Below are 26,999 nucleotides of genomic sequence, written 5' to 3' on the forward strand. Positions count from 1 at the left end.
CTCCTTTCGCGAAGGGCTGTGAATCACAGCCAAGCGCTCCAGGCCAGTCGGCTTATGGGTCCTGAGCGTAGCTCCCGGGTTCATGCCGGAGAGAGATCAAGGCGCCACGTTCGGGTACATGTCCTGCTCAAGGAGGCACGACGGATGGCTGACCACGAAACGGAGCTGGAGATGGTGCAGCGGCACGTGCGCGAGGGCGAGGCGCATGTGAAACGGCAGCGCGAGATCGTGGCCGAGCTGCGGGAACGGGGCCACCCCACCGACGTCGCGATCGCGCTTCTGGCGGAGTTCGAGGATCTGCTTCGCCAGCATAAAGCTCATCTGGTCCGCATCGAAGCCACCAAATCAGCGCCTCATGCATGATTCTTTATGGGCACGCGCGATCGACTGAACAGGATCGAGATCTTGGCCTGAGCCCAAGTACGGTGCCGTACTCGCCTGCCTATGCTACCCCGCCCAGGGCAACCGATGCCTCGGCGCAATCCTGGTGCCTGGTCGCGTGTGCGCCAGATTTTCCTAGCTCATAGATGCGATCTCTCGAAGCCAGTGTGAACCACAAAGATCTTCGGCCACGGCTCGCAAGCCAAAGTTGGGCCGAAAACCCAGAAGAAATGTGGTGCCGGTGAAAGGACTCGAACCTTCACGGGGGGTTGCCCCGGCGGATTTTGAATCCGCTGCGTCTACCATTCCGCCACACCGGCCGGCCGGTCCGATCTAGCTGCCCCGGACCCGGCCGTCAAACACTCAGAGGTTCTGCACGCTGAACGTGTCACAGCTGCCGATGTCACCCGACTCGAAGCCCGTGTAGAACCAGCGCTGCCGCTGCTCGCTCGTGCCGTGGGTGAAGGTCTCGGGCCGGACGGCGCCGCCGGATTCCTGCTGGAGCGTGTCGTCCCCGATCTGCGCCGCGGCGTTCAGGGCTTCCTCGATGTCGCCCCGCTCGAGCGTGCCGAGCTGCGCCTGGGCATGATAGGCCCAGACGCCCGAGAAGCAGTCGGCCTGCAACTCCACCCGGACCGCTGCACTTTCGGCGCCCTGCTGGCGACCCCGCTGCGCCTCGCCCAGGATGCCCAGAAGGTCCTGCACATAGTGCCCCACCTCGTGCGCCACCACATAGGCCGCCGCGAAGTCGCCTCCCGCACCCAACTGTCTCTCGAGGGTGACGAAGAAGTCGGTGTCGAGGTAGACCCGCTGGTCCACCGGGCAGTAGAACGGACCGGTCTGCGCGCTGGCCCCGCCGCAGCCCGACTGGGTGGCCCCCTTGAAGAGCACCAGCGTCACCGGCTCGTAGCTCTGGCCAAGCTGGTCGCTGAAGATGCCGGCCCAGACCTCCTCGGTGTCGGCCAGCGTGACGGACACGAACTGCGCCGCCTCCTCGTCGGCCTGCGTGATATCGGCCGAGCCACCCGCGCCGATGCCGGTCGCGCCCGCGCCGCCCAGGATCGGCGTCAGGTCCACGCCCAGGAAGTAGCCGATCAGCACCACCGCCAGGAGCCCGAGGCCGCCGCCGCCGACCGCGACCCCTCCCCCTCCGCCCATCCGGCGACGATCCTCGATGTTGCTGCTGCCGCGCCGCCCACGCCATTTCATGATCCGTCTTCCCTCTTCACCGAAGCGTTCCTCACAACGCGAGGAGACGGTCCAAAGGTCCGCGATTCCGGCTTGCCTCCGCGCTGCGGCTCGGAAAGGGTGCGCCCCGCCAAGACCGGAGACGCGCATGACCCGCACCAGCCTGATTCTCGCCGCCGCCGGCGGCTCGGCCGCGCTTCTTGCGGGGGCCTACCTCTTCCAGGCGCTGGGCTATCCGCCCTGCCCGATGTGCTGGTGGCAGCGCTACCCCCATTTCGTGGCGGTGGCGATCGGGGCCTTGGCGCTGGTCGCACGGGGACCGGCGCTGCCCTGGCTCGGGGCGATGGCGGCGCTCACCACCTCTGCCATCGGCGTGATGCACACCGGGGTGGAGCGCGGCTGGTGGACGATCCAGACCTCCTGCACGGGCGGCGGCGACCTCGGCTCGCTCAGCGGCGCGGACCTGCTCTCGACCGAGGCGCCGCGCATCGTCATGTGCGACCAGGTGGCCTGGTCGCTGTTCGGCATCTCGATGGCGTCCTGGAACGCGATCTTCTCGGCGGTCCTCGTGGTCCTCTGGGTCCTGGCCGCCCGCGCCTCCGCCACGTCGCGCGGCGTCACACGGGCCGCCTGACCGGCCGGCGCGACGACAGGAGCAGGTTCGTTTCGCTGCGCGTCACGCCGGGGATGCGCCGGATGGCAAACAGCACCTCGTCGAAGTGTTCCAGCGTGTCCGTCCCGATCTCCACGATCAGGTCCCAGGTGCCGTTCGTCGTGTGGAAGGCCGTGACCTCGGTCAGGCCCGAGAGCCGCGCCATCACCCGATCCGTCCCCCGCCCCTCGACCTGAAGCATCATCAGGCCGCGCACCGGCGCCGTCGCCACGTCGGCGCGGGTCAGCACCGTGAAGCCCGCGATCTCGCCCGACGCGATGAGTCGCGCAAGCCGAGACCGCACGGTGGTGCGCGTCACGTCCAGCTCGTGCGCAAGGTCCGACAGGCTGGCCCGTCCGTCGCGACGCAGCGCGGAGATGAGCCGCTGATCCAGTTCGTCCACTATGACTGTCCATTCCGGCCAAGGAACATACGTATCGCACAGGATCACCCCTTCTGTCTGCCACTTACCGACACGAGCTATAGGCCATGGACATGCGTGACATCATTCTCATCGGCTGCCCGGTGGACAGCGGCAAGCGGCGGCGCGGCTGCCTCATGGGGCCGGACTCGTACCGGGTCGCCGGGCTGCGGGAGGCGCTGGAGGGCCTGGGCCACCGCGTCACCGACCGGGGCAACCTGACCCCCGACCCGATCGAGGCGGCGGGCGACCCGCGGCTCTGGGCGCTGGCGGAGACGGTGGGCTGGACGGCGGCGCTCATACGCGCGGCCGAGGAGGCCGCCGGACAGGGGATGCCGATCTTCCTGGGCGGGGACCATGCGCTTTCCATGGGGACCGTGGCGGGCGTGGCCGCGCATGCGCAACGGCTGGGCAAGCCGCTGTTCCTGCTCTGGCTCGACGCGCACAGCGACTTCCACACGCTGGCCTCGACCGAGACGGGCAACCTCCATGGCGTCTCGGTCGCGTATCTGGCGGGACGCGAGGGGTTCGACGCGTTCCCGCCGGTGCCCGCGCCGATCCCGGCCAAGAACATCTGCATGATCGGCCTGCGCTCGGTCGATCCCGCCGAGCGCGAGGCGCTGGCCGGGACCGAGATCCATGTGGCCGACATGCGCTTCATCGACGAGAACAGCATCAAGGCGCCCCTCGCCGAGTTCCTGGCCCGCGTCGATGCGGCCGGGGGCCTGCTGCACGTGTCCTTCGACGTGGACTTCCTCGACCCCTCCATCGCGCCCGCCGTGGGCACGACCTCGCCGGGGGGGACCACGTTCCGCGAGGCGCATCTCGTGATGGAGATGCTGTTCGACTCGGGGCTCGTGTCCTCGCTCGACCTCGTGGAGCTCAATCCGTTCCTCGACGAACGGGGCCGCACCGCCGGCCTGATGGTGGACCTCACCGCGTCCCTGCTGGGGCGCCGAATCTTCGACCGACCGACCCGGAGCCTTGCATGAACGCCAGCCTGCCCCTGACCGCGACCTTCAACGCCGTGCCGTCCGAGAAGGCCCTCATGCCCTTCGTCTCGGTCGAGAACATGATGCGTCTCGTGCATCGCGTGGGCCTCGAGCAGATGCTGCGCGAGATCGCCGAGGTGATCGAGGGCAACTTCCTGCGCTGGGAGAGCTTCGACAAGACCGCGCGCATCCCGGCCCATTCGGCCGACGGCGTGATCGAGCTGATGCCGACCGCCGACCGCGACACCTATGGATTCAAGTACGTCAACGGGCACCCGAAGAACATGCGCGAGGGGCTGCAGACGGTCACCGCCTTCGGGCTCCTGGCGGACATGCACACGGGCTATCCGGTCCTGCTGTCCGAGATGACGATGCTGACGGCGCTGCGCACCGCCGCCATGTCGGCTCTGGCGGCGAAGCACCTCGCGCCCAAGGGCGCCCGCGTCATGGCGATGATCGGCAACGGCGCGCAGTCCGAGTTCCAGGCCGTGGCCTTCAAGGCGATCTGCGGGATCGAGGAGGTGCGGCTCTGGGACATCGACCCGCGCGCCACGGCGAAGTGCGCCCGTAACCTCCAGGGCCATGGCCTGACCGTGGTGCCCTGCGCGACCGCCGAGGAGGCGATCCTGGGCGCGCAGGTCATCACCACCGCGACCGCCGACAAGCGGCTGGCCACGATCCTGACCGACAACATGGTGGGCGCGGGCGTCCACCTGAACGCCGTGGGGGGCGACAGCCCCGGCAAGACGGAGCTGGCGCGCGACATCCTTCTGCGCTCGGACATCTTCGTGGAGTTCCCGCCCCAGACCCGCATCGAGGGCGAAATCCAGCAGCTTTCCCCCGACCATCCGGTGACGGAGCTGTGGGAGGTCATCGCGGGCCGCAAGCCGGGCCGGACCGATGCCGCGCAGATCACGCTGTTCGATTCGGTGGGCTTCGCCATCGAGGACTTCTCGGCGCTGACCTACGTGCTGGCCAAGGCCCGGGAGACGGGGCTTTACGACCTGCTCGACATGATCGCGGACCCGGACGACCCGCGCGACCTGTTCGGGATGCTGATGCGCGCCAAGCCCTAACGGGCCAAGGGTAGGATGGAACATGGGCGCGGGTCCTTTGTTGCGGCTCGCGACCAGTCTCGCCCGCAGAGGTTAACGGTTTCTTCGAGCACCGCGCGGTCGGGTTAATGGAACCTTGCCGCGCCGCTCTGGACCCTCCGGGGCGGTTCGGCCAAGGTGCCCCCGTCACAGGGAGGGCCGGAAATGACCGAACGCGTGGGCTTCGTGGGCGTGGGCTGGATGGGCCACGGGATGGCGCACAACATCCTGACCAAGGGCTATCCCCTGACCGTGCTGGGTCACCGCAAACGCGAGGCCGTCGAGGACCTGAAGGCCAAGGGCGCGTCCGAGGCGCCCTCGCCCGCCGCGCTGGCCGAGGCCACGGACGTGATCGTGCTGTGCCTGACCGCTTCGCCGCAGGTCGAGGAGGTGGTGCAGGCGATGCTGCCAGCCCTGCGCAAGGGGCACATCGTCGTGGACTGTTCCACGGCGGACCCGGTCTCGACGATGAAGCTCGGGGCGCTGCTGCACGACCGCAAAGTGGGCCTCGTGGACGCGCCGCTGGGGCGCACGCCCAAGGACGCCTGGGAGGGCAACCTCGACGTGATGGTGGGCGCGGTGGACAGCGACTACGCCCGCGTCGAGCCGATCCTGAAGACCTTCGCGGGCCGCGTGCTGCGCGTGGGCGGGCCCGGCGACGGGCACCGGATGAAGCTCCTCAACAACTTCCTGTCGCTGGGCTACGGGGCGCTCTATGCCGAGGCGCTGGCGCTGTCGCGCAAGGTCGGCATCTCCGTCGAGCAGTTCGACGGCGTGATCCGGGGCGGCCGGATGGACTGCGGCTTCTACCAGACGTTCATGGGCTATGCCCTGGAAGGCAACCGCGAGGCGCACCGCTTCACGCTGTCCAACGCCTACAAGGACCTGCGCTACCTCGAATCGATGGCCAACGACGCGACGGTGGCGACGCCGATGGCCTCGGCGGCCAAGAACGCCTACGCCAACGCGGTCGCCACGGGCGGCGCAGGGCCCGAGGACTACGTGCCCCACCTTGTCGACTACGTGGCCCGCGCGAACGGGGTCAGTGATACCTGAACTCGCCCACGACGTTCCGCCACTCGCCCGGCGCGATGAGCTTGCGGTGCGTGAAGCGGACCGAATGGAGCGGCCCCTCGATCTCCCTTTGCCAGAACTCGATGAACTCGAAGAGCCGGGGATGATCGGGGGCCAGGTCGTAGTCCTGCCAGATGTAGCTGTTCAGGACGTGGCGGTAATCCGGCATCCGGTAGAAGAACTCGGCCGTGGTCAGGCCATAGCCCTTGAGCATCAGCTCGGTCTCCGAGACGGGTCGTTTCGTCATGTCGTCTCCCCAAAACAGGCGGTTCCCACCACCTACGGGGCATGGTCGATCACGGTTCCCTGAAAAGTCAACGATCACAGTCTGTTAGCAATCGACTTGGATGGCTGCCACCCTTGTTATGGCTGGCTTTTCACCCTATATCCTGCGGGTATATGGACCCCCACAGAACTAGATATTGAAGGCCGCGCATGTCCGACACGCCCGACGTTCCCGACGAGACCTTTGGCGCAAGCCCGAAAGGCGCGCACGGACCGACCGTGTCGATCGAGGAGGAGATGAAGGCCTCCTACCTCGACTATGCGATGAGCGTGATCGTGAGCCGGGCGATTCCCGACATCCGCGACGGCCTCAAGCCCGTGCACCGGCGCATCCTCTATGCGATGCACGAGACGGGGAACACGCACGACAAGTCCTACCGCAAGAGCGCGCGGCCCGTGGGCGACGTGATGGGTAAATATCACCCCCACGGCGACTCGGCGATCTACGAAGCGCTGGTGCGGATGGCGCAGGATTTCTCCATGTCGTTGACCCTGCTGGATGGGCAGGGCAACTTCGGCTCGATGGACGGCGACCCGGCGGCGGCCATGCGCTACACCGAGGTGCGCATGGACAAGGCCGCGGCCTTCGTGCTGGCGGATATCGACAAGGACACGGTCGACTTCCAGGACAACTACGACGGCAAGGACCGCGAGCCGACGGTCCTGCCCTCGCGCTTCCCGAACATGCTGGTCAACGGCGCGGGCGGCATCGCCGTCGGCATGGCGACCAACATCCCGCCGCACAACCTGGGCGAGGTGGTGGACGCCACGCTCGCGCTGATCGACGATCCGGACCTGTCGACCGAGGACCTGATCCAGTTCGTCCCCGGCCCCGACTTTCCCACGGGCGGGCAGATGCTGGGCCGCTCGGGCGCGCGCAAGGCCTACCTCGAAGGGCGCGGCTCGGTCATCATCCGCGCCAAGACCCACATGGAGGAGATCCGCGGCCGGCAGGCCATCATCGTGGACGAGATCCCCTACCAAGTGAACAAGGCCACGATGATCGACCGCATCGCCGAGGCCGCCCGCGACAAGCGGATCGAGGGGATCGCCCACGTCCAGGACGAATCCGACCGCAATGGCGTGCGGGTGGTGATCGAGCTCAAGCGCGACGCGACGGCGGACGTGGTGCTGAACCAGCTCTGGCGCTTCACGCCGATGCAGACCTCGTTCGGCTGCAACATGCTGGCGCTGAACGGCGGCAAGCCCGAGACGCTGACCCTGCGCGGGTTCCTCACGGCCTTTGTCGACTTCCGCGAGGAGGTCGTGGCGCGGCGCACCGCGTTCGAGCTGCGCAAGGCGCGCGAGCGGGCGCACATCCTCTGCGGCCTCGCGGTGGCGGTGTCGAACGTGGACGAGGTCGTGCAGACCATCCGGTCGTCGCGCGACGCCCCCGAGGCGCGCGAGCGACTGATGGAGCGGCGCTGGCCCGCCCACGAGATCGCGCCCTTCATCCGGCTGATCGACGATCCCCTTCACCCGATGAACGAGGACGGGACCTACAACCTGTCCGACGCGCAGGCGCGCGCGATCCTCGACCTGCGGCTCCAGCGGCTGACGCAGCTGGGCGTCGAGGAGGTCACCAACGAGCTTCAGGAGCTGTCGGGCAAGATCAAGGAATATCTGGAGATCCTGGGCTCGCGCGAGCGGATCATGGGGATCATCTCGGACGAGCTGCGCGAGGTGCGCCAGCTCTTCGCCGTGCCGCGCCGGACCGAGATCACCGAATGGGCCGCCGACCTCGAGGACGAGGACCTGATCGAGCGCGAGGACATGGTCGTGACCGTGACGCAGGGCGGCTGGATCAAGCGCACGCCGCTGTCCGACTTCCGCGCGCAGCGGCGCGGCGGCAAGGGGCTGTCGTCGATGGCGACGAAGGAAGAGGACGTGGTGACGCGTCTCTTCGTGGCCAACACGCACACGCCGCTCCTGTTCTTCACGACGGACGGGATGGTCTACAAGCTCAAGTGCTGGCGCCTGCCCTACGGCGGCCGGACGGCCAAGGGCAAGCCGCTGGTGAACCTCCTGCCCATCGACGCGGGCGTGACCATCGCCGCCATCGTCCCCGTGGACCGGCCCGAGGACCACTGGGACGAGCTTCAGATCGTCTTCGCCACCTCCACGGGCGACGTGCGCCGCAACGCGCTGTCGGACTTCACCAACGTCAACCGCGCCGGCAAGATCGCGATGAAGCTGCCCGAAGGCACGCGCCTCGTGAACGCGCAGATCTGCTCCGGGGACGATGACGTGCTGCTGGTCACCGACCACGGCCGGGCGATCCGCTTCCCGTCCACGGACGTGCGGGTGTTCAAGGGCCGCGACTCGACCGGGGTCCGGGGCATCACGCTCCGGGACGAGACCGACCACGTGGTGAGCATGGCTACCGTGCGCCACTTCGAGGCCAGCCCCGAGGAGCGCGTGGCCTACCTCAAGATGCGGCGCGCCGTGCTGGGCGTCACCGACGAGGAGAATGGCAACGGCGAGAACGGGCAGGAGGACGAGGAGGCCGTGGCCGCGTCCATCAACCAGGACCGCTACGCCCAGATGTCGGCGGCCGAGGACCTGATCCTGACCATCACCTCGCGGGGCATGGGCAAGCTGTCGTCGAGCCACGACTACCCGGTGCGCGGACGCGGGGGCCAGGGCGTGGTCGCCATGGACCTGTCGGACCGGCGCGGGCGAGAAACCGGCGTCATCGTCGCGGCCTTCCCGGTGGACATGGGCGACCAGATCATGCTCGTGACCTCGGGCGGCCAGTCGATCCGGGTGCCGGTCGAGGGAATCTCGTTCCGCTCGCGCTCGCGCGGGGGCGTCCGGGTCTTCGACGTGGACGGCGAGGAGGTCGTCTCGGTCGCCAAGGTCGCCGAGCAGGCCGAGGCCGACGCGATCTGACATTTTCGGGCCCGGCGGTTCTCTGCCGGGTCCCCCTCTCCCCCTTGCCCACGGCCCGCTCCCGCCGCAGGATGGCCTTCAAGACGACGTGACCGCCGCACGGTCCGCACCACATGAGGGCACGAGCATGAGCATCCGACACCTGGCCGCCGCGGCGGTCCTTCTTGCCGTTCCGGCCGGCCTTTCGGCGCAGGGCTTCGAAGGGGCCGAGATCTCGGCCGAGCTTCTGGGTTTCACCGACGATTTCAGCCTGGGCGAGAAGGAATATCGCGGCGCCTTCGAGTTCAGCCTGTTCGGCGGCTTCGGCGTCGCGGCGGACCTGGGCTACCACAGCTCGCGCGAGATCGGGCTGGGCGGGCGCAATGCGACGCTCCACGGCCTCTACGACCGGCTGGGCACTACGACCGCCGGCGTGTTCTATGGCCGCGACTCGGACGACGATGACGGCTCGACGAGTCTTTATGGCATCGAGGCGGCGGCCGACCTCATGGGGGCCGAGATCGAAGGCGCCCTGGGCCGCTACGACGGGGACGAGGGCGACGGCGCGATGCTGTCGGCCGACCTGCGCTACGGCTTCGGCAACTTCGCGGGCACGGCCTTCGCCGGGGGCCTGTCGGGCGACCTGGAGGGCAGCCGGCTCGCGCTCGGGGGCGAATACCAGCTCATGGCCGGACCCACGCTGTATGCCGAACTGGGCCGCCGCAGCCTGGAGGACGAGGCCGACACCTATGTCGCGCTGGGCGCGCGGCTGGCCATCGGGCCCAAGGGCGGCACCACCTTCGATTCGCGCAGCCTGTGGGAGATCCTGCCGGGCCGCTGACCTTCACCGGATCTTAAGGCTTCCGTGGTCTCCTGCGTCGAAAGGAGACCACGGATGAATCTGTATCACTGCCTGATCGAGCTCAAGCAGGACGCCAAGGCGCTGGCCTTCGCGTCGGCCGTGGACGCATGGCTCTCGCGCCTTCAGGCCCGGGGGGTCATCGGCGGCTGGCGGCTCCTGCGGCGCAAGCTCGGACTCGCCTCGGGATCGCACACCGACTTCCTGCTGGAAATCGAGGTCGAGGGCCTGGCGCAACTCGACGGCGCCTTCGCCGCGCTCTCGACGGCCGAGGACGACGACGAGCGCCGCTACGAGCAGGTGCATCACATGATCGCGCGGGCCGAGGTCGGGCTCTATCGTCCCTTCCCCGATCCCGCCTTCCGCGAACGGATCGCGCTCATCTGACCGGGGCCGGGCTTTCCATCCGTGGTCCGTCGTCCTATTCCCCCGTCATGAGCAACGCGATCCACATCATCGGCGGCGGCATGGCGGGAGTGGAAGCGGCCTGGGCCTGCGCCCGCGCCGGCGTGCCGGCCGTCATTCACGAGATGCGACCCAAGGTCGGGACCTTCGCCCATCGGACGGGCGACCTGGCCGAGATGGTCTGCTCCAACTCCTTCCGCTCGGACGATCACGAACAGAACGCCGTGGGCCTCCTCCATTGGGAGATGCGCGCGGCGGGCTCGCTGGTCATGGAGATGGCGGCGCGGCATCGCCTGCCGGCCGGCGGCGCGCTGGCCGTGGACCGCGACGCCTTCTCGCGCGACGTGACGGCGGCGATCCGGTCCAATCCGCTCATCAGCGTGGTCGAGGGCGAAATGACCACGCTGCCTAAGGATGGCTCCTGGATCGTCGCCACCGGGCCGCTGACCTCGGGTGCGCTGGCCGAGTCCATCAGGGCCGCCACGGGGGCCGAGCAGCTTGCCTTTTTCGACGCGATCGCACCCATCGTCCATGCCGACACGATCGACATGAGCGTGGCCTGGCGCCAGTCCCGCTATGACAAGGGCGAGACCGAGGAGGAGCGGACGGCCTACATCAACTGCCCCATGACCAAGGAGCAGTACGAGGCCTTCATCGACGCGATGCTTGCGGCCGAGAAGACCGAGTTCCACGAGGGCGAGACGGCCGGCTACTTCGACGGCTGCCTTCCCGTGGAGGTCATGGCCGAGCGGGGACGCGAGACGCTGCGTTTCGGGCCCATGAAGCCCGTGGGTCTGACCAACGCGCACCAGCCGGACGTCAAGCCCCATGCCGTCGTCCAGCTTCGCCGCGACAACGCGCTCGGGACGCTCTACAACATCGTGGGCTTCCAGACCAAGATGAAGTACGGCGCGCAAACCTCTGTTTTCAAGATGATCCCAGGACTCGAGAACGCAAGCTTCGCGCGCCTGGGCGGCATCCATCGCAACACCTTCATCAACTCGCCGACGCTTCTGGACAGCCAGATGCGGCTCAAGGCGCACCCGTGGCTGCGTTTTGCCGGTCAGATCACGGGGGTCGAGGGCTATGTGGAATCGGCCGCCATGGGGATGCTGGCCGGCCGCCTCGCCGCCGCGGAGGCACGGGGCGAGGCGCTGCCGCCGGTGCCCGCCACGACCGCCGTGGGGGCGCTCGTGTCGCACATCACCGGCGGGGCGGACGCGAAGTCGTTCCAGCCGATGAACGTCAACTTCGGCCTGTTCCCGCCCTTGCCCGAGGCCCGCGGCGGGCGGCGAGGCCGGGCCGAACGCTACAAGGGCTACACCGACCGCGCCAAGGCGGACTGGTCGGCGTGGCTGTCGGGGATGGTGGCGCGGGCGGCCGAGTGAGGACCCGGTTCGCGCCATCCCCCACGGGGCCGCTGCATCTGGGGCACGCCTTTGCGGCGATCACGGCGCACGACCTCGCCCGCGCGGCCGGCGGCCAGTTCCTCCTGCGGATCGAGGACATCGACCGGCAACGCTCCAAGCCGGAGTGGGAGGCGCAGGCCCTCGACGACCTCGCTTGGCTGGGCCTGACCTGGGACGAGCCCCCCCTGCGCCAGTCCGAGCGTCTTCCGGCCCACCGGGCGGCGCTGGCCGAGCTCTGGTCACGCGGTCTGCTTTATCCCTGCACCTGCCAGCGTCGCGACATCCTCGAGGCCGCCTCGGCCCCACAGGAAGGTGGCGCGCCACTGATCGGGCCCGATGGCGTGGTCTATCCGGGCACCTGCCGGGACAACCCACGGAGCGGCCCCCTGCCCTCGGGCGCCGCCTTGCGGCTGGACATGAGGAAGGCCCTGCAAGACCTTGGCGAGATTGCCTACTCGGAAACCGGCACCCGTGACGGCATGGTTCATGTCTCGGCCGGGCACCTGATCCGTTCGGTGGGCGACGTGGTGCTGGCGCGACGTGACTTCGGAACGTCCTACCATCTCGCGGTGACCGTGGACGACGCGGCGCAAGGCATCACGCTCGTCACCCGCGGCGAGGATCTGGCCGAGGCGACGCCGATCCATGTGCTTCTCCAGCGACTTCTCGGCCTGCCGACGCCGGTCTATCACCACCACCGCCTGATCCGGGACGAGACCGGACGGCGGCTGGCCAAGCGCGAGGACGCCAGGGCGATCGCGCGCTACCGCGCCGAAGGAGCGACGCCCGCCGACATCCGACGCATGGTCGATCTGTAGGCCAGATCCGCCGAGCCATAGCTCCGGGACAGGACGGACGGGATCGCCCTCAGGGGACCGCAACCTCCGCGACCGAAGTGAAGAAGCAGCTCCGGGCACCGGTATGGCAGGCCGGACCCGTCTGCTTCACGGTCACGAGAATCGCGTCCCGGTCGCAGTCGACTTTCATCTCCACGAGTTCCTGCACATGCCCGCTCGTCTCGCCCTTGATCCAGAACGATTGGCGCGAACGCGACCAGTAGGTGACGCGGCGCGTCTCCAGCGTGCGCGCCACGGCGTCGGCGTTCATCCAAGCCAGCATCAGCACCTCGCCCGTGGCATGGTCCTGCGCGATGGCGGGAATCAGGCCCGCCGAGTTGTACGTCAGTGTCGCAGGATCGAAGGCCATGGCGGAAGTCCTTTGGCAAGCGCGGGGAACGCGCCTATCTAGGCGGCACGCCACCGAAGGGCAAACCATGTCGGACCAGGACCTTCTCCAACTCTATTCAACTCGCATCCTGGCGCTCGCGGCCGACATCCCGCGACTGGGCCGGCTCGACGCGCCGCAGGGCACCGCCCGGAAGCGCGCTCCGCTCTGCGGCTCCACGATCGGCGTGGAGGTGACGCTGGAGAACGGCCGCATCGCCGGCTTCGCGCAGGATGTGCGGGCCTGCGCGCTTGGGCAGGCGGCGGCCTCGGTCCTTGGCGCGACGGTCGTGGGCCTTACGCCCGACGAGGTGCGACAGGGCCGCGACGGCCTGCGCGCCATGCTGCGCGACGGGGCCGAGCCGCCGGGCGCCCCTTGGGAGGCTCTCGCCGTCTTGATCCCCGCGCGGGACCATCCGAACCGGCACGGCTCCATCCTGCTGGCCTTCGAGGCCACGATCGAGGCGCTGGAGCAGGCTGTGGGGCAGAAAAAAGCCGCCGCGACCTGAAGGGCACGCGGCGGCCAGGAAAGCACCCCCGCCGGGACGCGGGCCGCGATCCGCCGGCGGGCAACCGGACGGACCTCCACGAAGGACGAGGCGACGCCGCTGCGGGGGCGCGGGCAGATCTAGAAAAAGCCGGGCAAGGCAAGTCCCGCCACGAGCAGCACGCCCAGCGACAGCGCCCCAAGGAGATCGGACAGGAGCCCCCAATCGAAGCCGGTGGTCAGTTCATCGTCGCCGTTCATACTGTCCTCCTTCTGTTCTCATCCGTTGCCCCTTTGTTCTCACGAGCTTTACCTTCTGTAAAGAACTTTATGAGAACATCGTCGCCATCGGCAAAGAAGGGCCAGATGCAATGAAGCAGGATCAGGGAGGAAGCCCAGGAGCCGGGCCCATGACGGGGTTCGGACTAGCCGACCCCGATCAGACGGATGGCCCGGTCCTGCTCCATCAGCCACAGCAGGAGCCGCGCCGCCTGCCCCCGGGGCGATTCGAGGCGCGGGTCGTCATGAAGAAGCTTGCGCGCGTCGCTCTGGGCGATAGCCATGAGCCCCGTCTGCCGTTCCAGGTCGGCGATGCGGAATCGCGGCAGGCCCGACTGCGCCGTGCCGATCACGTCGCCCGCCCCGCGGATAGCAAGATCCTCTTCGGCGATGCGGAAGCCGTCCTCGCTCTCGCGCAGCAGGGTCAGCCGCCGCCTGGCCGTCTCGCCTAGGGGAGGCTCGTAGAGCAGGACGCAGGTGGACTGGGCCGAGCCGCGTCCCACCCGCCCGCGAAGCTGATGAAGCTGCGCGAGCCCGAAGGTCTCGGCCCGCTCGATGACCATGATCGAGGCGTTGGGGACGTTCACCCCCACCTCGATGACCGTGGTCGCCACAAGAAGCGCCGTCCGCCCCTCGACGAAGGCCTGCATCGCCGCGTCCTTCTCGGCCGGCGCCAGCCGCCCGTGGACAAGGCCCACCCGTTCCCCGAGGATGGACTGGAGCTGGCGAAACCTCACCTCTGCGGCGGTCAGGTCGCTCTGGTCCGATTCCTCGACCAGGGGACAGACCCAGTAGGCCTGCCGTCCCTCGGCGATAGCGGCGCGGAGCCGCCCCACGACCTCATCGAGCCGTTCCGTCGAGGCGAGCACGGTCGTGACGGGCTTGCGACCCGGAGGCTTCTCGTCGAGCACCGACAGGTCCATGTCGCCGTACTGCGCCAGCGCAAGGCTGCGTGGGATCGGCGTCGCGGTCATCACCAGCACGTCCGCCGATGCGCCTTTGGCGCCCAGCTCCATCCGCTGCGCGACGCCGAAGCGGTGCTGCTCGTCCACCACGGCCAGGCGCAGGTCGCGGAACTCCACGTCCTTCTGGAACAGAGCATGGGTGCCCACCAGAACGTGGATGCGCCCCTCGGCCAGGGCGGCGAGCTTGGCCGCGCGCTCGGCCCCCTTGTCGCGGCCAGTGAACAGCTCGACGGTCACGCCCGCCGCCTCGGCCAGCGGCCGGATCCCCTCGTAATGCTGCTGGGCCAGGATGCCGGTCGGCGCCATCAGCGCGCCCTGCCCGCCCGCCTCGACCGCGATCAGCAGCGCCAAGAGAGCGACCAGCGTCTTGCCCGCACCCACGTCACCCTGCAGGAGCCGGTTCATCCGCCGGGTCGAAGCCATGTCCGCCTCGATCTCGGCCACCGCACGCCGCTGCGCGCCCGTAGGTTCATAGGGCAAGGCTCCAAGCACCCGAGCCCGCAGGTCTCCGTCGCCTCGCGTCACCTGCCCGCGGGCACGCCGCGCCGTGGCCCGGGCGAGCGCCAGGGTGAGTTGATGGGCCAGAAGCTCGTCATAGGCGAGCCTGCGCCGGGCCGGCGCGTCGGGCCGCAGGTCCGGGCCGCCTTCGGGAGCGTGAGCCTGCATCAGCGCCTCACGCCAGGGTGGAAACGCCTCGCGCTCCCGCAGGCCGGGGTCGATCCATTCGGGCAGGTCGGGCGCGAGCGCCAGTGCCCCCTGTGCGGCCTTGCCCATCACCTTCTGCGAAACGCCCCCCGCTAGCGGATAGACCGGCTCGTAGCCCGGGATGGCGGCAAGCTCCTCCTCGGGCAAGATGTGGTCAGGATGCGCCATCCGGCCGACGCCATCGAAGAGCTCGACCTTGCCGCTGACGACCCGTCGGCTGCCCAGGGGAAGGGCGCGGGCCGGCCAATCCGCCGGCGCGTGGAAGAACACGATCTGAAAGCTCGTCTGGGCGTCGGCGACGGTCACGACATGGGGGCGGCCCTTGGCCGGGGGGGGACGGTGACGCTCCACCCGAACGGCGACCGTGACCACGGCGGGCAGCGGCACCTCTCGGATGCTCTCGCGCAGACGCCGGTCGACGCCACCCTGCGGCAAGGTGAACAAAAGATCGCGCGGCCGTCCGAGCCCCGCGCCATCCAGGACCTGCGCCGTCTTGGGCCCAATCCCCCGAAGGCCGGTCACAGGCCCGAAGACCGGCCAGAGGATCTCGGGTCGGCCCCGGACGGAGGTGCTCGCCGCCGGCGCGCCTCCTCCCCCGGACAACCGATGCGACGTCGGCCCCGACCCGGTCGAGGCACCTGCCTGCGGGTCGGGTTTGCTGTCCGAGCCTTCTTCCACGTTGCCCAGCGAAGGCGGGCGATCCGCCTCGCTCGACGTCGGTCCCGCCGCGTTCGGCACGGCACCAGGGATGGATGGGTCGCCGCGACCCATCTCAGCCTCCGATCAGGGCCAGCCAGGCCGCCTCGTCGATGACAGTCACACCAAGCCGCTCGGCATCGCGGGCCTTGGATCCCGCACCGGGCCCGGCAATCAGAAGGTCGGTTTTTGCGGATACCGAGCCGGCGACCTTTGCCCCCATGGCCTCGGCCCGCGCCTTGGCCTCGGCCCGGGTCATGTGCTCCAGCGTGCCGGTGAAGACCACCGTCTTTCCGGCCACAGGGCTTTCGGTCGCGCGCCGCGGCGGGTTCTCGATGCTGAGATGCGGGATCAGCCGGTCGATGGCGGCCCGCTCCGATTCTTGGTGAAAGGCGGTCACGACCGAGGTGGCCAGCACCTTTCCGACGCCGTCGATGGAGGTCAGTTCCGACCACTCGGACCCTTCCCCGATCCGCGCGGCGGTCATTGCATGCTCGAAGGCCTCCCACGAGCCGTAGTGCTGCGCCAAGAGCTGCGAGCCCGCCTCTCCCAGATGCCGGATGCCCAGGGCGAAGATCAGCCGCGCGAGGGGGATCCGGCGACGCTGCTCGATCGCGCGAAACAGATTCTGCGCCGACTTTTCGCCATAGCCCAGCCGGTTCCTGAGCCGTGCAAGGTTGATCTGGTCACGCTCCTCCAGCGTGAAGATGTCGGCGGGCTCGCGGATCGGCAGGAGCGGATCGTTGAAGAACATCTCGATCTGCTTGATCCCCAACCCCTCGATGTCGAAGGCGTTCCGGGACACGAAGTGCTTCAGCTTCTCGACCGCCTGCGCCGGACAGGCGATCCCCCCGGTGCAGCGCCGCACGGCGTCGCCGGCCTCGCGCAGAGCCTCCGATCCGCATTGAGGGCAGGTGTGGGGAAAGGCGAAGGGAGCCGCATCCTCGGGGCGCCTCGACAGGTCCACGTCCACGATCTGCGGAATCACGTCGCCCGCCCGACGGACCTCGACCCAGTCCCCGACGCGCAGGTCCCGGCCTTCGCGGATCGGCTCGCCGGTCGAGGCGGAGCGCCCGGCGATGTAATCCTCATTGTGAAGCGTGGCGTTCGAGATCACCACGCCCCCGACCGTCACCGGCTGAAGCCGCGCGAGAGGCGCCAGCGCCCCGGTTCGCCCCACGTTGACATCGATGCCCAGAAGACGGGTCCAAGCCCGCTCGGCCGAGAACTTGTGCGCCACCGCCCAGCGTGGCGTGGTCGAGCGGAAGCCCAGCCGGCGCTGGAGCCCCAGGTCGTCCACCTTGTAGACCACGCCGTCGATGTCATAGCCCAGCGTCGCCCGTTGCGCCTCGATCACGGCATAGGTCGCAAGCAGCGCATCGGGTCCGTCGCAGAGCTGGATCAGGGGATTGACCTTGAAGCCCAGGGCCGCGAGCCGCTGCAGCGAGTCCCACTGCGTGCCCGCCAAGGGCTCGGACAGCTCGCCCCAGGCGTAGGCGAAGAAGCGCAGCGGGCGGCTGGCCGTAATGCGGGCGTCGAGCTGCCGGAGCGAGCCCGCAGCGGCGTTGCGCGGGTTGGCGAAGACCTTGCCGCCCGCCTGTGCCGCTCGGGCGTTCAGCGCGGCGAAATCCTCGTGCGTCATGTAGACCTCGCCCCGCACCTCGAGCACGACGGGCGCGTCGCCGGTCAGCCGCCCGGGAATGTCGTCCAGCGTCAGCGCGTTGGCGGTGACGTTCTCGCCAACCTCGCCGTCGCCCCTCGTCGCCGCCTGCACGAGCCGCCCGCCCTCATAGCGCAGGGAGAGCGACAGGCCGTCGATCTTGGGCTCGGCGACGTAGCGAAGCGGCGCCTCGGGAGGCAGGTTCAGGAAGCGACGCGTGCGGGTGTCGAAGTCACGGATGTCCTCGGGCGCGAAGGCGTTGGAAAGGCTCAACATCGGCACGCGGTGCGCTACCTTTCCGAAGCCTTCGGCCGGCGCGGCGCCCACCAGCTCGGTCGGGCTGTCGGTCCGCTTGAGCCCGGGGAAGCGCGCCTCGATGGCGGCGTTGCGGGCCTTCAGCATATCATAAGTCGCATCCGACATGATCGGTGCGTCCTCGGCATGATAGGCTTGGTTTGCGGCGGCGATCTCGGCGGCGAGGCGAGCGAGCTCTTGCCGCGCCTCGTCTTCGTTCAACCGGTCAACCAGGCCGAGAGCCGTGCCCGGCGCGTCCCCTTCGGCCATTCCAGACTCCTGCCCATCCATGCCAGCGTTCCCCGCTTTGTCGTTCGGAGTGATAGGCAGCCAGCCCGTTCGGGTCCAGCCGGGCGCCGTTCCTGCCCGTCGATTGCCGTCGCGTCGATGAGCCCCGCATCCGTGACGCGAGGTCCCTCCCGAGGCTCTTCGGCGTGCCGCCGCCCTGGCGGTGGATCAGGCGCCCACGGCCAATCGCTCGGCATCGCGCGTCACAGGCTCGGGGTCCCGCAGGACGTAGCCCCGGCCCCAGACGGTCTCGATGTGGCTGTCGCCGCTGTTGGCGTTGGCCAGCTTCTTGCGCAGCTTGCAGATGAACACGTCGATGATCTTCAGCTCGGGTTCGTCCATGCCGCCATACAGATGGTTGAGGAACATCTCCTTGGTCAGCGTGGTCCCTTTGCGCAGCGAGAGGAGCTCCAGCATCTGGTACTCCTTGCCGGTCAGGTGGACCGCATGCCCCGCGACCTCGACCGTCTTGGTGTCAAGGTTCACGACGATCCGGCCCGTGCGGATCACCGACTGCGAGTGTCCCTTGGATCGGCGGATGATCGCGTGGATGCGGGCGACCAGTTCCTCGCGGTGGAAAGGCTTGGTCAGATAGTCGTCCGCCCCGAAGCCGAAGCCCTTGAGCTTGCTGTCGGTGTCGTCATCCCCCGACAGGATCAGGATCGGCGTTTCCACCTTCGCCTGGCGAAGCTGGCGAAGGACCTCGTGCCCGTTCATGTCGGGCAGGTTGAGGTCCAGAAGGATCAGGTCGTAGTCATAGAGCTTGGCGAGGTCGATCCCTTCCTCGCCCAGATCGGTCGCATAGACATTGAGGTTCGCGTGCGTGAGCATCAATTCGATGCTGCGCGAGGTTGTCGGGTCGTCTTCGACGAGCAGGACTCGCATACCATGGCCTCCGTAGCCGAATCTTCAACCTACTCTACGAGCGAAATAGTTAATTGCTCGTTACGATGTGCCCGAGTCCTCGCACTGCTCGCTATGGTTGTCTATACTTCTGGAGCCATGTGGCCCGCAGCCCCCCCACCCCATGCGCCGTCACGGCCTCGATCCACTCGTCGAGTTCCTCCTCGCTCAGCCCGTAGGTGCTGAGCGCGGTCCCGCGCGAGATCAGCCCCGTTTCGACCGCCCGCACCACGGCCGCCTTACGTGAGGCCACCCAGCGCCTTGTGTCGGGCGGCGGCAGGTCCGCCCGTGTCATCACCTTGCCATCCGCCAGTGTCACCGACCGCGGTCCATCCACCTTGCGCAGAAACATCTCTCACCCCTGTCTGACGCATCTCGCAGGGGCATCATCGCGCGCGACTCTTAAGGGGGGGTGAACCCGGGCCTTGTGGCTCCGTCGCATTTTCCTATATTGTGCGCCGTCCCGGGGCCCTGTCCGGCCCGTCCTGGAAACGGTTCCCATGCCTCTCGACCAACTTGCCATGCCCTCGGGGCTCAACTCCCTTGGCTTTGCCAAGGCTCCGGCCGACACGCGCGTGGTGGTCGCCATGTCGGGCGGGGTCGACAGCTCGGTGGTCGCCGCACAGCTCAAGGAGGAGGGCTACGACGTCGTGGGGGTCACCCTGCAGTTGTACGATCATGGCGCCGCGCTGGCGAAAAAGGGGGCGTGCTGCGCTGGCCGCGACATTCACGACGCGCGGCGCGTGGCCGAAACGATGGGCTTCCCGCATTACGTCCTCGATTACGAAACGCTGTTTCGCGAATCCGTAATCGATGAATTCGCGGATAGTTATCTGGCCGGAGCCACGCCCGTGCCCTGCATCCGCTGCAACGAGCGGGTGAAGTTCCGCGACCTGCTGAACGTGGCCCGCGACCTCGACGCCGACTGCATGGCGACCGGTCACTACATCCGGCGATTCGACGGCCCCCACGGGCCCGAGCTGCATCGCGCAGCCGACGCCGCACGCGACCAGTCCTACTTCCTCTTCTCCACCACGCCCGAGCAACTCGCCTTCCTGCGCTTCCCGCTGGGCGGCCTCGCCTCCAAGGCCGAGACGCGGGCGCTGGCCGCCCGCCATGGCCTGCCGGTGGCCGACAAGCCCGACAGCCAGGACATCTGCTTCGTGCCCAACGGCAACTATGCCGCCGTGATCGAGAAGCTGCGCCCCGGCGCGGCCGAGCCCGGCGAGATCGTGGACCACGAAGGGCGCGTGCTGGGCCGCCATGACGGCGTGATCCGCTACACCGTTGGCCAGCGGCGGGGGCTTGGGATCGGCGGGCTCGACGAGCCGCTCTTCGTCGTCCGGCTCGACGCCGACAAGAGGCAGGTGGTCGTGGGCCCGCGCGAACTGCTGCGCTCGCGCAATGTCGCGCTCAAGGAGGTCAACTGGCTGGGCGACGGGCCGCTGGAAGGCGAGCACGAGGTGCTGGTCCGCGTGCGCTCCACCCGCCAGCCGGTGCCCGCGACGCTGCGTCCTGCGCCGGGTGGGGCCGAGGTGACGCTTTTCACACCCGAGGAAGGCGTGGCGCCCGGTCAGGCCTGCGTGTTCTACGCGCCCGAGGGGACGCGGGTGCTCGGCGGCGGCTGGATCGTCCGGGCGGCCTGAGCCGCATCCCACCGGTTCAGGATCGCCCGTGCGGCCCGAAGTCCCGGCGCTTCGCCGCCCTCGCCCAGGCGCTCCATCGTCAACCGCATGGCCGCCTGCTGGGCGGCGGGGTCGTCCATCACGCGCAGGAGCGCCTCGGAGATGGGGACGGGGCGGCAGGCCGGGCCCAGGAACTCGGGGACCGCGCGGGTGTCCGAGACGATGTTGACCAGCGTCGCCGTGTCGAGCCGCACCATGCGGCTGATGATCTGCCAGGATAGCCACGCCATGTCGTAGGCGATGACCATGGGCGTGCGGCTGGCCGCGAGTTCCAGCGACACGGTGCCCGACGCGGCCAGCGCCACGTCGGCCGCGCGGAAGGCGGCGCGCTTGGTGGCCTGCCCCAGGGGATCGGCGCGCGGCGTCAGGATCAGCGGCTTCACGGGCCAGCCGGCGGACAGGTCGCGCACGAGATCGACCACGGGCGCGGCGGCGGGCAGGACGACGCGGGTTCCCGGCCGGGCCTCGGCCACCCGCCCCAGCGCCTCGCCGAAGCGGCCCGACAGGCGCTCCACCTCCGAGCGGCGCGAGCCGGGCAGCGCCAGCACCAGCGGCGCGTCGCCAATCCCGAAGGTGCCGCGGAAGGCGGTGGCCTCGGCCTCGGTCGCCTGCTCCTCGGACACGACCGGATGGCCCACGAAGTCGCAGGGAATGCCCTGCGCCTCCCAGAGCGGCGGCTCGAAAGGAAAGAGCGCGAGAAGCTGGTCTGCGACGCCGCGCAGCTTCTTGGCTCGTCCCGGCCGCCAGGCCCAGATGGTGGGCGCGACGTAGTGGACGCAGTGCACGCCCGTGTCGCGCACCGCGCGGGCGACCCGCAGCCCGAAATCGGGACTGTCGATGGTCAGGAGGATGTCGGGACGCGTCTCCCGCACGGCGGCGATCGTTTCGTCGAGCCGCTGGCGGAGCGAGCCGTAATGGCGGAGCACCTCGACCAGCCCCATCACGCTCAGGTCCGACATGGGGAACCGGCTTTTCAGCCCTTCGGCGATCATCGCTTCGCCGCCCACGCCGTCGAAGGCCACCTCGGGGCGAAGCGCGCGCAGCCCCGCCATGACGGCTGCGCCCAGCCGGTCGCCCGAGGGCTCTCCGGCGACGAGGAAGACCCTCATGCGTCGGGCTCGCGGACCCAGAGAACGACTCCCGCCGCATCGGCGGCGGCCACCGTGGCCGCGCGGTCTATCACCATGACGCCGCCCGATTCGAGGACGATGGCCGCGAGTCCGGCCTCCTGCGCCAGCGCGACGGTATGGACCCCGATCACCGGCAGGTCCGCCCGCCGGTCCTGCCCCCGCTTGGGCGCCTTGAGGAAGAGGGCCCCGTCCGCATGGCCGCGCACCGAGCGCAGCATGAAGTCGGTGCCCGGCTGCGCTTCGACGGCGACGACCTGCCCGCGGCGGACGATCACGCCCTGGCCCACGTCGGCGGCGGCGAGCAGCCGGTGGACCTCTTCGGCGCGGCGGGCGTCGGATTCGTGCTGCGCCGTAGGCTGGGCGGCGGTCAGAACACCGGCAGCGGGCAGCAGGTCGGGCGCGATCTCATGCGCAGCGCGCACGACGAAGCCCGCCTCCTCGAAGATCCCCAGCGCCACCCGCAGCGCTCCGTCGTCGCCCTTGCCCAGCGCTGCCAAAAGGCGTGGCACCAGCGGCATGGTCGCGGCATCGATTCGGGACGGGTCCACCTGAGGACGGGCGATCCCGCCCGCGAAGCAGACGGCCTCCACGCCCCGGTCGCGCAGATGGCGCAGCAGCGTGCCCAGATGCTCCAGCCGGAAGGTGACGGGCCCGGATGCGGGCTCCAGCACCGTCTCCACCCCCAGAGCGCAGGTCATGCTGGCCTCGCCCCGATGCCGCAGGGCTTGGGTCAGGGCGACCGTCAGGGGCCCTTCGCTGCCGATCAGCGCGATCATCGGGGCGTCAGGAACTGGCGGTCGGTCGCCGCGGCCACGAACTCGGCCCATTCGCGCACCAGCGCGCTCCCCGAGGCCCCGAGCCCGCGTGCCCTTTCCTGGAACGCGCCCTCGCCGTCGCGCAGCGCCTGATAGGCATGGCGCAGGGCCGAGATCTCGTCCCGCGCGACGCCCCGGCGCTTGAGCCCTACGAGGTTCAGCCCGTCCAACTCGCCCCGCGGCCCCTGCACGAGGCCATGCGGCAGGACGTCATGGGTCACCATCGCCAGCGCCCCGATCATGGCGCCGCGCCCGATCCGCACCCATTGATGGATGCCGGCGAGGCCCCCGATCACCACGTCGTCACCGATGATGCAATGCCCGGCGACGGCGGCGCAGTTGGCCACCACCACCCGGTCACCGACCTGCGCGTCATGCGCCACATGGCAGCCCGCCATAAAGAGGCCACCCGCGCCCACCCGCGTCTCACCGCCGCCCCCGGCAGTGCCAAGGTTCATGGTGACGTGCTCGCGGATGCGGTTCATCGGCCCGATGCGGAGCCGCGTGCGCTCGCCCGCATATTTCAGGTCCTGCGGCACCTCGCCCAGCACGGCGAAGGGAAAGACGACCGTGCCCGCGCCGATCTCGGTGTCGCCCGCGACGACGACGTGGGACTTCAGCTCCACGCCCTCGCCCAGCACGACCTCGGGGCCAACGGTGCAGAAGGGGCCAATATGCGCGCCCTCGCCGATCCGCGCCCCGGGCTCGACGAGCGCCGTGGGATGGATGGCCATCAGCCGGCCGCGCCCAGATCGACCATGGCGGTGAACTCGGCCTCGGCCGCGAGCTCCCCGTCCACCGTGGCCCGGCCCGCGAAGCGCCAGACCTTGCCGCCCGGCTTGCCGCGCAGCGTGGTCACGTCCATCAGGAGCTGGTCGCCCGGCACCACCTTGCGGCGGAACTTGGCGTTGTCGATCGCCATGAAGTAGATCAGCAGGTTGCCAGCCGTCATGCCCAGCGAGGCCCCGATCATCACCCCGGCCGTCTGCGCCATCGCCTCGATGATCGTGACGCCGGGCATGATCGGCGCGTCCGGGAAGTGGCCCTGGAAATGCGGCTCGTTCACCGTGACATTCTTGAGCCCTTGCGCCCGCGTCGTCCCCTCGATCTGGCGCACGCGGTCCACGAGCAGGAAGGGGTAGCGGTGGGGCAGGATCTTCTGGATCAGATGGATGTCGGCCTCGGTCACGGCCGCGCCTTGCGCTTCGCTCGTCGGCTGGTCCATCCCAAATTCCCTTCTGGCTGCTTGCGGCCTGCCTAGCAACAAGCCCCCCACCTCGCAAGTCGCGCCCGGTCAGTCGCCCGGCACGGCCTCGGGCCCGTCCGTGGCGGCCGGAGGCGTTGCCGGATCGGTCGCCTCGGACGGGGTCGCGTCCCCGGAGGGAGCCGTCTCCGCGCCGGACCTGTCCGGCGCCGCGGCGCCTTCTCCCATCTCGGCGTCGATGGCGGCGATGGCCTCGTCGGTCACGTCCACCAGACCCACGCTGAGGAACACCTCGCGCCTCTCGAGAATCACGGCCGCGCCGCTTTCGATCATGAGTTGCGCCAGCACGGGCCGCACGGCGGTCAGGAAGTCCTCCCGGCTCCGGTCCACGGCCTCCTCAAGCTCGCGCTGCTTGGCATCCTGCTCGGACCGGATGGCCTGGACGCGGGCGTCGAAGGCCTCGGCCTCGGCCCGGAAGGCCTCGACCTCCATCGTGGGGCGCCGCTCGGTCAGGGCCCGCTCCTCGGAGGTCAGCTCCGCCTCAAGCTGCCGGTTCTCGGCCGCGAGGGCGTCGGCCCGCGCCCGGAGGTCCGCGTCGATCGCCTGGCCGGCGCGCGACTCGGCCAGGAGACGGCCCGCGTCGATCACGAGCACCGGGCTCTGAACCTGCCCCAGCGCCAAGTCGTCCTGCGCCACCGCCCCCAGGGGCGCCAGCGCCAGAAGCAGGGCGACGAGCCGGCCCCGCATCAGAACCGCGTCGACACCGTGAGGTCGAAGTTCTGCGGCCGGTCGTAGTCCTCGGCGATCAGCGGCTCCGTGAAGTTGAAGCGCAAGGGCCCGAGCGGCGTGTCCCAGAACAGCGACAGCCCGGCGACGGCCCGCGGGGTGAAGTCGTTGCCAATGATGTCCGCGCCGCCCTTGCCCACGTCCCAGACCGACCCGTAGTCGATGAAGGCCCCACCCGAGATGCCGTATTCCTCGGGCACGGGCAGCGGGAACTCGGATTCGAGCCGCACCACGGCGTAGGAGTTGCCGCCCAGCGCGTCGTCAGTGTCCGCGTCGCGCGGCCCGATCCCGCCCCGCTCGAAGCCGCGCATGACGCGGCTGCCCAGGAAGAAGCGGTCGGTCACGCGGCTGTCGCCGTCCGAGAAGTTCAGCACGCCGCCCTCGATGGTGGCCCGCAGCATCACGTCCTCGCCGAAGACCCGCGTCTCGGCAGCGGCGAGCGCCGTGGTCTGCACGTAGGTCCGGTCGCCGAAGGCGTATTCCTGGCCGGCGCGGAACACGTAGTTCGTTGCCGTGTCGATGTTGTTGCGCCGGGTGTCGAAGCTGTAGTTGAATCCCACCGAGTTGGTCCAGATGCCACCCTCCTCGGCCTCGGACTTGATGATGGCGCTCGCGTCGTCGTCCACGTCGGTGATCTCGGTGAACTCGGTGGCGTAGAACAGGCTGACCCGGCCCCGTTCGCTGATCGGGAAGCCGAAGTTGGGCGAGATGCGGAAACGGTTGGTGTCGTAGAGGGCGCTGGCGTTGTCGGTCTGGCGATAGGTCAGCTCCAGCCCCGCCTCCAGGTCGCGCCCCAGGAATTGCGGCTCGGTGAAGTCGAGCGTCAGTTGCCGGTTGTCGCGCCCGGTGGACAGCTGGAACTCCAGCGACTGCCCGCGCCCGAGGAAGTTGTCCTCGGCGAAGCTGCCGATCAGCGCCGGGCCGTTGTCGCTCGAATAGTTGACGCCGAAGGAGAGCGAGCCCGTGGGCTGCTCGGTCACGTTGACGTCGACGACCACCTGGTCGGGGGCGGAGCCGGGCCGCGCCTCGACCTCGGCCTCGGAGAAGAAGCCCAGGGCACGGATGCGCGCGGCCGTGGCACGGATCTCTCGCGGGTTGAACGGGTCGCCTTCGACGGTGCGGAACTGCGACCGGATCACCCTGTCGAGCGTTGTGGCGTTGCCCTCGATGTCGATGCGCTCGACGAAGATGCGCTCGCCCGGCACGAGGGCGTATTCGACGTTCAGGAGTCCCCCCCGCTCGTCGCGGGTGATGCGCGGCTCGACGCGCAGGAAGTTGATCCCACGCCGCAGCGCCTCGTCCTCGATGCGGGCCACGTCGTTGTCGATCGCGACCGGCGAGTAGGTCTGCCCCCGCTGCACCTGCACGACCTGCTGGAACAGCGCGGCATCCGCCTCGGGCAGCGCGCTGGTGACCGTGACGGTCCCGAAGTCGTAGCGCCGCCCTTCGAGCACGTTGAAGGTCAGGAGATAGGCGTCGCGCTCGCGCGTGAGATTGGCGTCGACATTCTGCACTTGGGCGTCGGCGTAGCCGCGCGAGCGGTAGAAGTCGGTCAGGAGTTGGCGATCCAGATCGATCCGCTCCGCCACGAAGGTGTCGTTGCGGATGATCGATCGCAGGAGCCCCGCCTGCCGCGTCTCCAGCACGTTGCGCAGCCGCCGGTCCGAGAAGTCGCGGTTGCCGACGAAGGAGATGCGCTCGATCTCGGTGACGCCGCCCTCGGCAATCTGGAACACGAGGTCCACCGAGTTGTCGTCGCGCCGGATGATGGCGGGGACCACCACGGCGTTGACGCGGCCCGACTGGACATAAGCCTGCGCGATGGCGGCGGTGTCCTGCTCGGCCTGCGACGGCGAGTAGACGCGCCGCTCGATCGAGCCCACGAGGCTGGCCAGCGCCTCGTCGTTGAGCGAGGTGTTGCCCTCGAAGTTGATGCGGCCGATCGTCGGGTATTCGCGGACGCGGATGACCAGCGTGCCGCCCTCGGGGATCACGTCCACGGTCTCGAAGAGACCCGTGGCTCGGATAGCCTGCGCGGCGTCGTTCAGCTCGGCCGCCGTGACCGCTTCGCCCTGCGCGATGCCCGCCTGCGCGAGGATCGTGCCCTCCTCGATGCGCTGGTTCCCCTCGACCCGGACCGAGCCGAAGCTGTAGGTCTGCGCCCCAAGCGCCAGGGGGGCCGCCGACAGGAGCAGCGCCGCCAGAACACGTCCGCGCACGCCCGCGCGCCATCCCCAACCGCTCATCG

General features: G+C 69.2%; 26 protein-coding genes and 1 tRNA gene. 12 read left to right on the top strand and 15 right to left on the bottom strand.

Annotation, left to right across the window (positions count from 1 at the left end; translation table 11 throughout):
• Window positions 1-144 precede the first annotated feature (144 nt).
• Window positions 145-363 (top strand): hypothetical protein, encoded by a 219-nt coding sequence (locus FHG71_RS13740; protein WP_139082267.1) that lies wholly within the window; start codon window positions 145-147, stop codon window positions 361-363.
• A gap of 251 nt (window positions 364-614) precedes the next feature.
• Here the strand turns inward: FHG71_RS13740 and FHG71_RS13745 are convergent.
• A tRNA-Leu gene (locus tag FHG71_RS13745) sits at window positions 615-701 on the bottom strand.
• Between the two features lie 43 nt (window positions 702-744).
• Window positions 745-1,590 (bottom strand): KPN_02809 family neutral zinc metallopeptidase, encoded by an 846-nt coding sequence (gene ypfJ, locus FHG71_RS13750; RefSeq protein ID WP_139082268.1) that lies wholly within the window; start codon window positions 1,588-1,590, stop codon window positions 745-747.
• 127 nt (window positions 1,591-1,717) lie between these two features.
• Here ypfJ and FHG71_RS13755 point away from each other — a divergent pair, with 127 nt between their 5' ends.
• Complete coding sequence (locus tag FHG71_RS13755; protein WP_139082269.1) at window positions 1,718-2,203, top strand: disulfide bond formation protein B; 486 nt, start codon at window positions 1,718-1,720, stop codon at window positions 2,201-2,203.
• Here the strand turns inward: FHG71_RS13755 and FHG71_RS13760 are convergent.
• Window positions 2,187-2,624: an Lrp/AsnC family transcriptional regulator gene (locus tag FHG71_RS13760; RefSeq protein ID WP_139082270.1), complete on the bottom strand. Its 438-nt coding sequence runs from the start codon at window positions 2,622-2,624 to the stop codon at window positions 2,187-2,189. The genes FHG71_RS13755 and FHG71_RS13760 overlap by 17 nt on opposite strands.
• A gap of 86 nt (window positions 2,625-2,710) precedes the next feature.
• On the opposite strand from FHG71_RS13760, the gene rocF reads away from it, so the two are divergent.
• From rocF to FHG71_RS13775, 3 genes are all read left to right on the top strand, one after another.
• A complete protein-coding gene (gene rocF, locus FHG71_RS13765; protein WP_139082271.1) occupies window positions 2,711-3,634 on the top strand; it encodes an arginase in 924 nt (307 codons plus the stop codon).
• Window positions 3,631-4,710: an ornithine cyclodeaminase gene (locus tag FHG71_RS13770; RefSeq protein WP_139082272.1), complete on the top strand. Its 1,080-nt coding sequence runs from the start codon at window positions 3,631-3,633 to the stop codon at window positions 4,708-4,710. The genes rocF and FHG71_RS13770 overlap by 4 nt, the downstream gene beginning before the upstream one ends.
• Window positions 4,711-4,893: 183 nt before the next feature.
• Window positions 4,894-5,784, top strand: coding sequence for an NAD(P)-dependent oxidoreductase (locus tag FHG71_RS13775; protein WP_139082273.1), 891 nt, complete (start codon window positions 4,894-4,896; stop codon window positions 5,782-5,784).
• Here FHG71_RS13775 and FHG71_RS13780 read toward each other — a convergent pair.
• On the bottom strand, window positions 5,771-6,049 hold the full coding sequence (locus tag FHG71_RS13780) for an usg protein (protein ID WP_139082274.1): 279 nt from the start codon (window positions 6,047-6,049) through the stop codon (window positions 5,771-5,773). The genes FHG71_RS13775 and FHG71_RS13780 overlap by 14 nt on opposite strands.
• 188 nt (window positions 6,050-6,237) lie before the next feature.
• On the opposite strand from FHG71_RS13780, the gene gyrA reads away from it, so the two are divergent.
• From gyrA to gluQRS, 5 genes are all read left to right on the top strand, one after another.
• Complete coding sequence (gene gyrA, locus FHG71_RS13785; protein ID WP_139082275.1) at window positions 6,238-8,979, top strand: DNA gyrase subunit A; 2,742 nt, start codon at window positions 6,238-6,240, stop codon at window positions 8,977-8,979.
• A gap of 127 nt (window positions 8,980-9,106) precedes the next feature.
• Window positions 9,107-9,799 (top strand): hypothetical protein, encoded by a 693-nt coding sequence (locus tag FHG71_RS13790; RefSeq protein WP_139082276.1) that lies wholly within the window; start codon window positions 9,107-9,109, stop codon window positions 9,797-9,799.
• 54 nt (window positions 9,800-9,853) lie between these two features.
• Window positions 9,854-10,204, top strand: coding sequence for a DUF6614 family protein (locus tag FHG71_RS13795; RefSeq protein WP_139082277.1), 351 nt, complete (start codon window positions 9,854-9,856; stop codon window positions 10,202-10,204).
• A gap of 47 nt (window positions 10,205-10,251) precedes the next feature.
• A complete protein-coding gene (trmFO, locus tag FHG71_RS13800) occupies window positions 10,252-11,610 on the top strand; it encodes a methylenetetrahydrofolate--tRNA-(uracil(54)-C(5))-methyltransferase (FADH(2)-oxidizing) TrmFO (RefSeq protein ID WP_139082278.1) in 1,359 nt (452 codons plus the stop codon).
• Complete coding sequence (gene gluQRS / locus FHG71_RS13805; RefSeq protein WP_139082279.1) at window positions 11,607-12,449, top strand: tRNA glutamyl-Q(34) synthetase GluQRS; 843 nt, start codon at window positions 11,607-11,609, stop codon at window positions 12,447-12,449. Before trmFO ends, gluQRS begins: the two co-directional genes overlap by 4 nt.
• Before the next feature lie 49 nt (window positions 12,450-12,498).
• Here the strand turns inward: gluQRS and hisI are convergent, their stop codons facing one another.
• A complete protein-coding gene (hisI, locus tag FHG71_RS13810) occupies window positions 12,499-12,837 on the bottom strand; it encodes a phosphoribosyl-AMP cyclohydrolase (protein ID WP_139082280.1) in 339 nt (112 codons plus the stop codon).
• A 67-nt stretch (window positions 12,838-12,904) separates the two neighbouring features.
• On the opposite strand from hisI, the gene FHG71_RS13815 reads away from it, so the two are divergent.
• Entirely contained in the window at window positions 12,905-13,363 is a 459-nt protein-coding gene (locus tag FHG71_RS13815) for an iron-sulfur cluster assembly scaffold protein (RefSeq protein ID WP_139082281.1), read from the top strand.
• Window positions 13,364-13,766: 403 nt separating this feature from the next.
• Here the strand turns inward: FHG71_RS13815 and recG are convergent, their stop codons facing one another.
• From recG to sciP, 4 genes are all read right to left on the bottom strand, one after another.
• Window positions 13,767-16,061: an ATP-dependent DNA helicase RecG gene (recG, locus tag FHG71_RS13820; RefSeq protein ID WP_139082282.1), complete on the bottom strand. Its 2,295-nt coding sequence runs from the start codon at window positions 16,059-16,061 to the stop codon at window positions 13,767-13,769.
• A gap of 1 nt (window position 16,062) precedes the next feature.
• A complete protein-coding gene (ligA, locus tag FHG71_RS13825) occupies window positions 16,063-18,210 on the bottom strand; it encodes an NAD-dependent DNA ligase LigA (protein ID WP_139082283.1) in 2,148 nt (715 codons plus the stop codon).
• 186 nt (window positions 18,211-18,396) lie between these two features.
• Window positions 18,397-19,113, bottom strand: coding sequence for a response regulator transcription factor CtrA (gene ctrA, locus FHG71_RS13830; protein WP_139082284.1), 717 nt, complete (start codon window positions 19,111-19,113; stop codon window positions 18,397-18,399).
• Between the two features lie 91 nt (window positions 19,114-19,204).
• Window positions 19,205-19,483, bottom strand: a complete 279-nt coding sequence (gene sciP, locus FHG71_RS13835; protein WP_139082285.1) for a CtrA inhibitor SciP — start codon at window positions 19,481-19,483, stop codon at window positions 19,205-19,207.
• Between the two features lie 148 nt (window positions 19,484-19,631).
• On the opposite strand from sciP, the gene mnmA reads away from it, so the two are divergent.
• Window positions 19,632-20,777, top strand: coding sequence for a tRNA 2-thiouridine(34) synthase MnmA (mnmA, locus tag FHG71_RS13840; RefSeq protein WP_176559424.1), 1,146 nt, complete (start codon window positions 19,632-19,634; stop codon window positions 20,775-20,777).
• Here mnmA and lpxB read toward each other — a convergent pair.
• From lpxB to bamA, 6 genes are all read right to left on the bottom strand, one after another.
• Window positions 20,720-21,925, bottom strand: coding sequence for a lipid-A-disaccharide synthase (gene lpxB, locus FHG71_RS13845; RefSeq protein ID WP_139082286.1), 1,206 nt, complete (start codon window positions 21,923-21,925; stop codon window positions 20,720-20,722). The genes mnmA and lpxB overlap by 58 nt on opposite strands.
• Window positions 21,922-22,722, bottom strand: a complete 801-nt coding sequence (locus FHG71_RS13850) for an LpxI family protein (RefSeq protein ID WP_139082287.1) — start codon at window positions 22,720-22,722, stop codon at window positions 21,922-21,924. The genes lpxB and FHG71_RS13850 overlap by 4 nt, the downstream gene beginning before the upstream one ends.
• Entirely contained in the window at window positions 22,719-23,495 is a 777-nt protein-coding gene (gene lpxA / locus FHG71_RS13855; protein WP_139082288.1) for an acyl-ACP--UDP-N-acetylglucosamine O-acyltransferase, read from the bottom strand. The genes FHG71_RS13850 and lpxA overlap by 4 nt, the downstream gene beginning before the upstream one ends.
• Window positions 23,495-23,986: a 3-hydroxyacyl-ACP dehydratase FabZ gene (gene fabZ / locus FHG71_RS13860; protein WP_139082289.1), complete on the bottom strand. Its 492-nt coding sequence runs from the start codon at window positions 23,984-23,986 to the stop codon at window positions 23,495-23,497. Before fabZ ends, lpxA begins: the two co-directional genes overlap by 1 nt.
• 69 nt (window positions 23,987-24,055) lie before the next feature.
• The gene (locus FHG71_RS13865) at window positions 24,056-24,712 is read right to left on the bottom strand and encodes an OmpH/Skp family outer membrane protein (protein WP_139082290.1); all 657 of its coding nucleotides are present in this window, start codon (window positions 24,710-24,712) and stop codon (window positions 24,056-24,058) included.
• Window positions 24,712-26,997, bottom strand: coding sequence for an outer membrane protein assembly factor BamA (gene bamA / locus FHG71_RS13870; RefSeq protein ID WP_139082291.1), 2,286 nt, complete (start codon window positions 26,995-26,997; stop codon window positions 24,712-24,714). Before bamA ends, FHG71_RS13865 begins: the two co-directional genes overlap by 1 nt.
• Window positions 26,998-26,999: the final 2 nt, after the last annotated feature.

It is taken from the genome of Rubellimicrobium roseum (genome assembly GCF_006152145.1).
Lineage (GTDB): Bacteria > Pseudomonadota > Alphaproteobacteria > Rhodobacterales > Rhodobacteraceae > Rubellimicrobium > Rubellimicrobium roseum.

Excerpts from the sequence above, each read along its gene's own strand:
- FHG71_RS13740 (WP_139082267.1), top strand. The coding sequence starts at position 145 with ATGGCTGACCACGAAACGGAGCTGGAGATGGTGCAGCGGCACGTGCGC.
- ypfJ (WP_139082268.1), bottom strand. The coding sequence starts at position 1,590 with ATGAAATGGCGTGGGCGGCGCGGCAGCAGCAACATCGAGGATCGTCGC.
- FHG71_RS13755 (WP_139082269.1), top strand. The coding sequence starts at position 1,718 with ATGACCCGCACCAGCCTGATTCTCGCCGCCGCCGGCGGCTCGGCCGCG.
- rocF (WP_139082271.1), top strand. The coding sequence starts at position 2,711 with ATGGACATGCGTGACATCATTCTCATCGGCTGCCCGGTGGACAGCGGC.
- FHG71_RS13770 (WP_139082272.1), top strand. The coding sequence starts at position 3,631 with ATGAACGCCAGCCTGCCCCTGACCGCGACCTTCAACGCCGTGCCGTCC.
- FHG71_RS13775 (WP_139082273.1), top strand. The coding sequence starts at position 4,894 with ATGACCGAACGCGTGGGCTTCGTGGGCGTGGGCTGGATGGGCCACGGG.
- FHG71_RS13780 (WP_139082274.1), bottom strand. The coding sequence starts at position 6,049 with ATGACGAAACGACCCGTCTCGGAGACCGAGCTGATGCTCAAGGGCTAT.
- gyrA (WP_139082275.1), top strand. The coding sequence starts at position 6,238 with ATGTCCGACACGCCCGACGTTCCCGACGAGACCTTTGGCGCAAGCCCG.
- FHG71_RS13790 (WP_139082276.1), top strand. The coding sequence starts at position 9,107 with ATGAGCATCCGACACCTGGCCGCCGCGGCGGTCCTTCTTGCCGTTCCG.
- FHG71_RS13795 (WP_139082277.1), top strand. The coding sequence starts at position 9,854 with ATGAATCTGTATCACTGCCTGATCGAGCTCAAGCAGGACGCCAAGGCG.
- trmFO (WP_139082278.1), top strand. The coding sequence starts at position 10,252 with ATGAGCAACGCGATCCACATCATCGGCGGCGGCATGGCGGGAGTGGAA.
- hisI (WP_139082280.1), bottom strand. The coding sequence starts at position 12,837 with ATGGCCTTCGATCCTGCGACACTGACGTACAACTCGGCGGGCCTGATT.
- FHG71_RS13815 (WP_139082281.1), top strand. The coding sequence starts at position 12,905 with ATGTCGGACCAGGACCTTCTCCAACTCTATTCAACTCGCATCCTGGCG.
- recG (WP_139082282.1), bottom strand. The coding sequence starts at position 16,061 with ATGGGTCGCGGCGACCCATCCATCCCTGGTGCCGTGCCGAACGCGGCG.
- ligA (WP_139082283.1), bottom strand. The coding sequence starts at position 18,210 with ATGGCCGAAGGGGACGCGCCGGGCACGGCTCTCGGCCTGGTTGACCGG.
- ctrA (WP_139082284.1), bottom strand. The coding sequence starts at position 19,113 with ATGCGAGTCCTGCTCGTCGAAGACGACCCGACAACCTCGCGCAGCATC.
- sciP (WP_139082285.1), bottom strand. The coding sequence starts at position 19,483 with ATGTTTCTGCGCAAGGTGGATGGACCGCGGTCGGTGACACTGGCGGAT.
- mnmA (WP_176559424.1), top strand. The coding sequence starts at position 19,632 with ATGCCTCTCGACCAACTTGCCATGCCCTCGGGGCTCAACTCCCTTGGC.
- lpxB (WP_139082286.1), bottom strand. The coding sequence starts at position 21,925 with ATGAGGGTCTTCCTCGTCGCCGGAGAGCCCTCGGGCGACCGGCTGGGC.
- FHG71_RS13850 (WP_139082287.1), bottom strand. The coding sequence starts at position 22,722 with ATGATCGCGCTGATCGGCAGCGAAGGGCCCCTGACGGTCGCCCTGACC.
- lpxA (WP_139082288.1), bottom strand. The coding sequence starts at position 23,495 with ATGGCCATCCATCCCACGGCGCTCGTCGAGCCCGGGGCGCGGATCGGC.
- fabZ (WP_139082289.1), bottom strand. The coding sequence starts at position 23,986 with ATGGACCAGCCGACGAGCGAAGCGCAAGGCGCGGCCGTGACCGAGGCC.
- FHG71_RS13865 (WP_139082290.1), bottom strand. The coding sequence starts at position 24,712 with ATGCGGGGCCGGCTCGTCGCCCTGCTTCTGGCGCTGGCGCCCCTGGGG.
- bamA (WP_139082291.1), bottom strand. The coding sequence starts at position 26,997 with ATGAGCGGTTGGGGATGGCGCGCGGGCGTGCGCGGACGTGTTCTGGCG.